Annotated in this window: 1 protein-coding gene; it reads left to right on the forward strand. The window is 45.8% G+C overall.

The window, feature by feature from the left end; translation table 11 throughout:
- Positions 1 to 1,095: efflux RND transporter permease subunit (locus AB4496_RS07220; RefSeq protein WP_372130747.1), on the forward strand; the 1,095-nt coding region annotated here is incomplete at both ends.

Genomic DNA, 1,095 nt, shown 5'->3' on the forward strand with positions numbered 1-1,095 from the left:
CACGGTTGAAGAGTTAGAAAACCTGATCATTCATGGTCGTGATACGGGCAACCTCATTCGCTTGAAAGATGTCGCTGAAGTGACTCGCGGTATCCAAGAAAAGCCAGGTAACGTATTAACTTACAATGGCAAACCAGCGATCAACCTAGGTATTGCGTTCTCTTCAGGCGTAAACGTCGTCGAAATTGGTAACGCGTTAGATGCCGAACTGGATCGTTTAGAAAGCATTAAGCCTGCCGGTGTAGAGCTGAACTACTTCTACAACCAAGCGCAAGAAGTAGACAAATCAGTGGCTGACTTTTTAATCAGCCTAGTAGAAGCCGTTGCTATTGTTATCATCGTACTGCTTTTGGCAATGGGTTTACGCAGTGGTTTGATCATCGGTCTAGTGCTTCTATTGACGGTATTTGGAACCTTCATCCTGATGGATTACAACGATGTCGAACTGCACCGTATCTCACTGGGTGCACTTATCATCGCTCTCGGTATGCTGGTGGATAATGCGATTGTTGTCGTTGAAGGTATTTTGGTTGGCTTGAAGAAAGGCAAAACCAAGCTTCAAGCAGCGAAAGACATCGTGACACAAACACAATGGCCACTATTGGGTGCGACCATTATTGCTATCACGGCCTTTGCACCAATCGGTTTGTCGAAAGACGCGACAGGTGAATTCATGGGCTCACTGTTCTGGGTTTTGTGTTTTTCATTGTTCTTGAGCTGGGTTACAGCGCTAACGCTGACTCCGTTCCTTGCAGAAATGATGCTGAAAGAAGAAGACAAGGTCGATGAGAACGAAGACCCATACAAAGGTATTCTGTTCGTTGTATTCGGCGCGTGTCTGAAAGTAGCACTTCGATTTAGGTGGCTTACCGTAGTAAGTATGGTCGCGCTATTAGCAGTTTCTGTGGTTGGTTTTGGTATGGTGAAGCAGCAGTTCTTCCCGCCATCAAATACGCCAATGTTTTACGTCGATATGTGGATGCCGGAAGGTACCGATGTACGTGAAACGATTAAGCAGACAGAAAAAGTTGAAAGCTACATTCGCCAGCAAGATGACGTTGAGTTTGTAACTACAACAGTTGGCCAAGGCATGCG

This window comes from Vibrio sp. 10N.222.46.A1 (assembly GCF_041473595.1).
In the GTDB taxonomy this organism is placed as follows: domain Bacteria; phylum Pseudomonadota; class Gammaproteobacteria; order Enterobacterales; family Vibrionaceae; genus Vibrio; species Vibrio tasmaniensis_A.